Origin of the sequence: Micromonospora sp. ALFpr18c (assembly GCF_008868155.1) — a bacterium.
GTDB lineage: Bacteria > Actinomycetota > Actinomycetes > Mycobacteriales > Micromonosporaceae > Micromonospora.
In genome coordinates, this window is the sequence record NZ_WBKR01000281.1 from 1 (window position 1) to 5,661 (window position 5,661).

At 67.3% G+C, this 5,661-nt stretch carries 7 protein-coding genes; 4 read left to right on the top strand and 3 right to left on the bottom strand.

The annotated features are described in order from the left end of the window. Positions 1-91: 91 nt before the first annotated feature. The 3 genes from F8271_RS29415 to F8271_RS32680 all read right to left on the bottom strand — a co-directional run bounded on the left by F8271_RS29415 (position 92) and on the right by F8271_RS32680 (position 1,764). On the bottom strand, positions 92-718 hold the full coding sequence (locus F8271_RS29415; protein ID WP_151493087.1) for a TauD/TfdA family dioxygenase: 627 nt from the start codon (positions 716-718) through the stop codon (positions 92-94). 19 nt (positions 719-737) lie between these two features. Then, complete coding sequence (locus tag F8271_RS29420) at positions 738-992, bottom strand: hypothetical protein (protein WP_151493088.1); 255 nt, start codon at positions 990-992, stop codon at positions 738-740. A 229-nt stretch (positions 993-1,221) separates the two neighbouring features. Next, the gene (locus tag F8271_RS32680; RefSeq protein WP_192580513.1) at positions 1,222-1,764 is read right to left on the bottom strand and encodes a PASTA domain-containing protein; all 543 of its coding nucleotides are present in this window, start codon (positions 1,762-1,764) and stop codon (positions 1,222-1,224) included. Between the two features lie 292 nt (positions 1,765-2,056). On the opposite strand from F8271_RS32680, the gene F8271_RS29435 reads away from it, so the two are divergent. From F8271_RS29435 to F8271_RS29450, 4 genes are all read left to right on the top strand, one after another. Continuing rightward, complete coding sequence (locus tag F8271_RS29435; protein ID WP_151493090.1) at positions 2,057-3,073, top strand: EcsC family protein; 1,017 nt, start codon at positions 2,057-2,059, stop codon at positions 3,071-3,073. 75 nt (positions 3,074-3,148) lie between these two features. Further along, complete coding sequence (locus tag F8271_RS29440) at positions 3,149-3,376, top strand: hypothetical protein (RefSeq protein WP_151493091.1); 228 nt, start codon at positions 3,149-3,151, stop codon at positions 3,374-3,376. Positions 3,377-3,539: 163 nt separating this feature from the next. Then, entirely contained in the window at positions 3,540-4,964 is a 1,425-nt protein-coding gene (locus F8271_RS29445; RefSeq protein ID WP_151493092.1) for a hypothetical protein, read from the top strand. 139 nt (positions 4,965-5,103) lie between these two features. After that, complete coding sequence (locus F8271_RS29450) at positions 5,104-5,412, top strand: hypothetical protein (protein ID WP_151493093.1); 309 nt, start codon at positions 5,104-5,106, stop codon at positions 5,410-5,412. Positions 5,413-5,661: the final 249 nt, after the last annotated feature.

The following is a 5,661-nucleotide window of genomic DNA, read 5'->3' on the forward strand; positions in this document are numbered from 1 at the left end:
CTCGCCGGACGCGCCAACATCGCCCACGCCCGCCGAGACCTCCACGACCGCACCGACACCTTCGCCGTCTACGGCATCTAACAAACCATGATCAAACCGGACACTCCCGAACAACGCCGGGGCCGTGACCCGCGCCCAGGTGCAGGAAACGGGTCGTCTCGGAGATCAGGCGACGGAACTCGGCCACGAGATCCAGACGCCCGTCGGTGCTGTACGGACCGGCAATCCGGTCGTCGCGGTAGCGGATGCGGGCGCGGCCGGAGACGAATTCAACGACCGGTGGGTCGAGTTGACCGGTAGTCGTCCTCAGCCGCAGGCCGGCGATCGCGGCATCTTCGGCCCGAAGGCGGAGGAGCGTCAGCACTCGCGCGCCGTCCACCAGTGTGGCGCTTCCCCCGGCCCTCGCCGGCGTGAGCATCAGCGTGGCGAGCACGCTGGGCGGCTGCGCGTGCAGGCTGCGATCGGTGTGTGGCGACAGGGGCAGGTCGGTGAAACCGGCTTCATTGCCACCATCGTCGGTGCGGAGACGCGGCGCGATGACGGTCAGCCCGTCGGCCACCTGGTGCGGGTGGTCGACCGGGACCGTCCAGCGGTCGAGCAGTGCCCTGACCTCGGCCACGGACCCCTGCTGAATCAGGACGACGCCATCGCGGGCGAGGGTGACGGGTAGCAGATCCGGACTCACCTCGACCTCGCATCCCGCCTCCACCAACCGCATCCGCCCCGCCTACCCGCGGTCAGTCCTCAGGTTCGTCCAGCTCGACGGCCGCCGGCAGCTCCGGCCGGGCCGGGGGCCGAACCGGAGCAGGGGTGGGCAGCGCCCCCAAGCCCGCCCGGTCCAACGCGGTGTGCAGGTTCCCAACCAGTTCCTTGAGCACATCTTCCCGGGCCTGGTTGTAGGCGAGCTGTGCCGCCGCGCCGGCGGCGGCACCGGCGCGTTCGTAGCCGCCCCAGGTGTCCAGCCACTCGTAGGCGCCGTTGACTCGACGCATCCGGGCGACCCAGTAGACGGGCCATACCGACCAAGCTATCGACCACCGACGGTCAATCACCTCAGCCGTGCGTCCACTTAAGGACCATTCTGCTGAAGGTCAATTCGCCCGGCATGATCCAGCGCCATCTCGGCGTTCAGGGGCCGCAGTGATGAACCGCCACCCACGGAACACAGCGGCGGCCCCGGCAGACGAGCCGGGGCCGCCGCCATCGTTGACGTCAGCCGTATCAGCCCGTCTTAGTGCAGGTGAGGACCACCAGCTCGTCCTGCGCGACCTTGGCACCCGCCTTCTGGGACTGCTTCTTCACCGTCCAGTTCTCCGGCAGGATCACCAGCGTGTCGAACTCGTCCTGGCTGCCAAGCTTGATGTTGGTGATGCCGAGCCGCTTGAGTTTGTCCTGGGCGACGGCTGCATTGGACCCGGCCAGGTTCGGCATGATCACGGTGGTCGGCGCGGGCGGCGGCGCCGCCTGCGTGGTGGCCGGGGCAGTAGTGGGCGCGGTCGTCGTCGGGGCGACGGTGATCGGGGCGGCGCTGACTTCCAAGACAGCCGGCACGGAAGCCTTCGGCTCGGCGGTGGCCTTGTCGTCACCGTTGCTGCCGATCGATCCCACACCGACTCCGCAGCAGAACAGGACGAGGGCACCAACGATGAGGCCAACGATCATTCCCTTGCCCAGCTTGGGCTTCACGGAGGCAACCGCCTGCGAGGGCTGGAAGCCGCCGGCGTGCTCGGGCTGCGACGGGTTGGGGGTCACGGGGTTGGTCACTGGGTATGTCTCCTGATCTCTGCACACGGAGCGCGCCGACCCAAAAACCCTGTTCGGCGTTCGGGCAGAGTACGGCAGAGCTTCGCCGATCTTGCGGATGATCTCCAGAGGGCTGAATGGCCTGGTAGCGCCTCGTGCACACGGTGGCTTGCCCATCGTCCAGGGGCGCATCCCCAACGGGTCGTTTGCCGCGCCTCAGCAACCTCTGCGACTACGGGCAGCAAGGGGACACCCACGTGTCGACCGACAGTGCCATCATGTCCCAGTCGTCGCAGCCGAATGGAGATCCTCAATGAGTACTGTCACCGACCCGTTCGTCGACGGCACAACCCCGATGAGCGCGTACGAAGGACAGGTGTGGGACAGGCTCAACGAGCACTGGCAGCGCCGCAACAACCGCCGTAGTCTGCCGAACTGGGCGAGCGCTGCGCTCGATCGCTCCGGTGACGTCGCGCGACAAGCCGCGAGCCGCGCCACCAGGGCTATGCCGGAGGCGATCAAGGAGCCGGTCCGTCGCGGCGGCGACGCGGTTGCCGGCATGGCCCTGCGACCGGCGGCCGAAGCCGCGGCAGCGCTGCTGGAGCTGGTCAACGCCTGGGCCCTGGAGCTCAATGACCCGAAGGGCGTCGAAAAGGTCGCGCGCAAGCGCGGCCTCGAACTCGGCAGTTTCGCTGAGCTGCGGCAGCAGGACCTCAGGGTGTGCGACCGGCTCCTGACCCGCAACACACTCAGGTGGCGGACCGCCGGCGCCGTCGAAGGTGGCGTCATGGGCCTGCTCGCCATGGTCCCCGTCGCCGGGATTCCTGCCGCGATGACCGCGGACATCCTCGTCATCCAGGTCCTGAGCGCGTCGATCGCGTCGCGCATCGCGTACTCCTACGGCTACGACGCTAAAGATCCCGCCGAACAGCTCTTCATCGAACGCCTGGTACACCGGTCCTTCATGGCACAGGCCGCCAAGGTGGGGCCGCTGCGCGAGACCGCACGAGCGGCCAGCGCGATCAAGGGACGCGTGAGATGGTCAGAGAAGCTCCGCGCGGACCATCGCCTCGTGGCCGCCCTTGAGAAGTTGCTGCAGCACATGGGCCCGGCCGGCGCCACGGTTCCCGTGCAAAACGTCGCCAAGGTCGTGCCATTTGTGGGTGTCCTCATCGGTGCCGGGATGAATTCCGCAGTCCTCGGCAGCGTGGCCGCCGACGCGCAGCGATACTGCCAGACCCGATTTCTGTGCGACAAGTACGAGCTGCCGCTGCCGGCGGCGTTGGCCACCTACCGGGACGACGTCGGCCCCGAGGCCGACGCCACGTAACTGTTCGGGTGGCAGCGATTGACGTCAACGGCGACCGCACCCGGCAGATCCGGAACCCGACAGGGCTCGGCAAACGTGCTTGCGATCCGTCCAGTCGTCCTGATCCGGGCGTGCGCCGAGGAGGTGACCAACTTCCCCACCCAGATGGTGGTCCACCTGGAGTCGAACTGGCCGGGCGCCAACCACCTCGACGGGGTTGTCATCTACGGCTACAACACGCCGGTCAGGATGAGCACACCCATCCCCTCGCCGCAGCAGCTGACCAAGAACGTCCAGGTCCAGCCGGTCATCGTCTCGCTGTAACCCGCCGCCGCGCCTAGCAACTCAGGCCGTACGCCGACTTTCTCTCCGCATTTTCCTGCTGCACACGAAGTGAGCTGGCACACTCGCGCAACATTGACACTCTGAGATTCTTCGATCACTCTGGGTGCCTGTCTCGTGCAGTGCGTCGGCACCGGGGGTGGGCGTGGAGATCGATTCACTCGTAAAGTCCCTGAGCTACCCGTCGCTACTGGCGCTCAACTCCTCCCACGAGCTCGTCGACGACGTGCTCCGGTACGCCACGACACACGCCAAGAAGCGCGAGGCGTACTGGCACCACAAGACGTTGACGCCGGTGGACGTCGGCAAGGGCGGCATGCGGACCACGCCCGCGCAGGTGCTGCATGAGCTGGGGGTGGCCACCACCCTGTTGACCGCGTCCCCGCTGTCACAGGTCGCTCGGCACTGGGCCGCTGTCCGCTACTGCGCCACGCTCACCAAGAACGGTGGGCGTCTCGCTCTGACGCCGGATGCCAACGAGGTCGTCTATCACCACAAGGTGACCCAGTCCGAGCAGTTGGGCATCGGCCTGGCCCTCGTGGTCGCCAAGCGTCTGTTACGCAAACAGTATCGAGGGTGGACGTTCCACGCGGTCGACGCGGAGGTGGCGTTGAAGGCGGGCTTCGTGGATGGCGGCGGTGCAGTGCAGTCGGTCTCGCGGACCAAGATGCGGCCGGACTACATCCTGCTCGGCCATCACGCCACGAGGAGACACAGGCGGATGAAGATCGTGATTCTGGAGTGCAAGGGCACTCACGGTCCGCCGAGCTTCATCCACGGGCAGCTCGCCCGAGCCGCCGTACAGGTGGAGGCGTTGTCGGTAGGCGGAAGCCACCCACCGTCGCTGATGGTCGCCTCGCACCTCACCCAGGCCGGGATCACCGCCTACGTACTCGACCCGCCTGGCGATGACGAGTTGTGGTCCGGTGACGACGAGGAGCTTGACGGCCTGTTGAGCAGCGCCCCTGAGGACCAGTACTGGCGACCGCGCACGGTTTCCCCTCCGGAGCCCGAAGCGAGACAGGCACCCGACGACGTACCGTCGCCCGCCGACGAGATCATCACCGATCCGGATCTGGCCGAGGAGTTGCCGTCCGGTGCACCCCAGGTCTTCGACATCCCCGAGCAGCAGCGTGGGTGGTTCACCCAGATCTTGACCCGCGCCGTGGCGGCCACCGCCCTGCTCTTCGCCGGGAACAGCGCCGCCGCCAGCGGCTATGCCACTCCCCGCCAGCGAGGGACGGAGGATCCGGCATTTCAGCCGGGGCTGTTCAACCTGGACCCCGCCTGGGCGACGAGCAGCGCAGCGACATTCGCGCTACCTGACGGGCTCTCCGCGGAGGGAACCCGGCATCGCGCACCCCTGGGCCAGGGAAGGGTCCTGGAAGTCTTCCGAGGCGTGGAGAGCCGCCTCTACCGCGAGTTGGCCGAAGGCCAGATCAGCGCCTACCTGAGGGATGCGCCGATCTTCTTCGGCAGGCGGACGGCACCGCCAGCCGACGGCAGCCTGTACTCGTTCAGCCCGGATGGGACCGTCCTGGTCGTCCGCGTCCTCAACGACGGCGGGTGAGACGGCCCCACGCTCACCTCGCCGCTACTTCCCGGCACCACCGAACCGGTCGTGCTTGGCAGAATCCGACGGATGAACGCTCCGATGGTTGATGCCTGCGGCGTCCCCGGCATGCTGCCCTTCCCGTGGTGATCGACAGATGATCCGACAGACATCGCCCTGGGCTACAAGCCCTCTGCTGCGGTGGAAACTCGCTACGCCGTTGATCGGGCTCAGCCTGTTGATGGTCGTCCCGGCCGTGTTCGGCACCGTGACCTGGTGGTCGCTCTACAGGGTCGGCTACCGGGCGCTGAGCGTCGTCATCTGCCTTGTCCTCACCGCTCAACTGGCGGTGGCGGTCTCCATCGGCGTCCGACCGAGCAGGGACGTGCCCTGGACGAGGGCCGGGCTGGTCATTCTCGGCATGCTGGTCGCCTGCGGCCTGGCCCGGATTCGCCACGAACTCTGAACCTCACCCACCCCATTCCACACCCGACAGTACGCCGATTAGACGCGCGTGGGAATTGCGCGCTGATGGCTGCTGTCGGGGGTGTCTTGTATGGTCAGAGGCGTAGTTGCTGGGCGTGGCAGCACGGCCCCGGCGTTGTTCGGGAGTGTCCGGTTTGATCATGGTTTGTTAGATGCCGTAGACGGCGAAGGTGTCGGTGCGGTCGTGGAGGTCTCGGCGGGCGTGGGCGATGTTGGCGCGTCCGGCGAG

Excerpts from the sequence above, each read along its gene's own strand:
- F8271_RS29415 (WP_151493087.1), bottom strand. The coding sequence starts at position 718 with ATGCGGTTGGTGGAGGCGGGATGCGAGGTCGAGGTGAGTCCGGATCTG.
- F8271_RS29420 (WP_151493088.1), bottom strand. The coding sequence starts at position 992 with ATGCGTCGAGTCAACGGCGCCTACGAGTGGCTGGACACCTGGGGCGGC.
- F8271_RS29435 (WP_151493090.1), top strand. The coding sequence starts at position 2,057 with ATGAGTACTGTCACCGACCCGTTCGTCGACGGCACAACCCCGATGAGC.
- F8271_RS29450 (WP_151493093.1), top strand. The coding sequence starts at position 5,104 with ATGATCCGACAGACATCGCCCTGGGCTACAAGCCCTCTGCTGCGGTGG.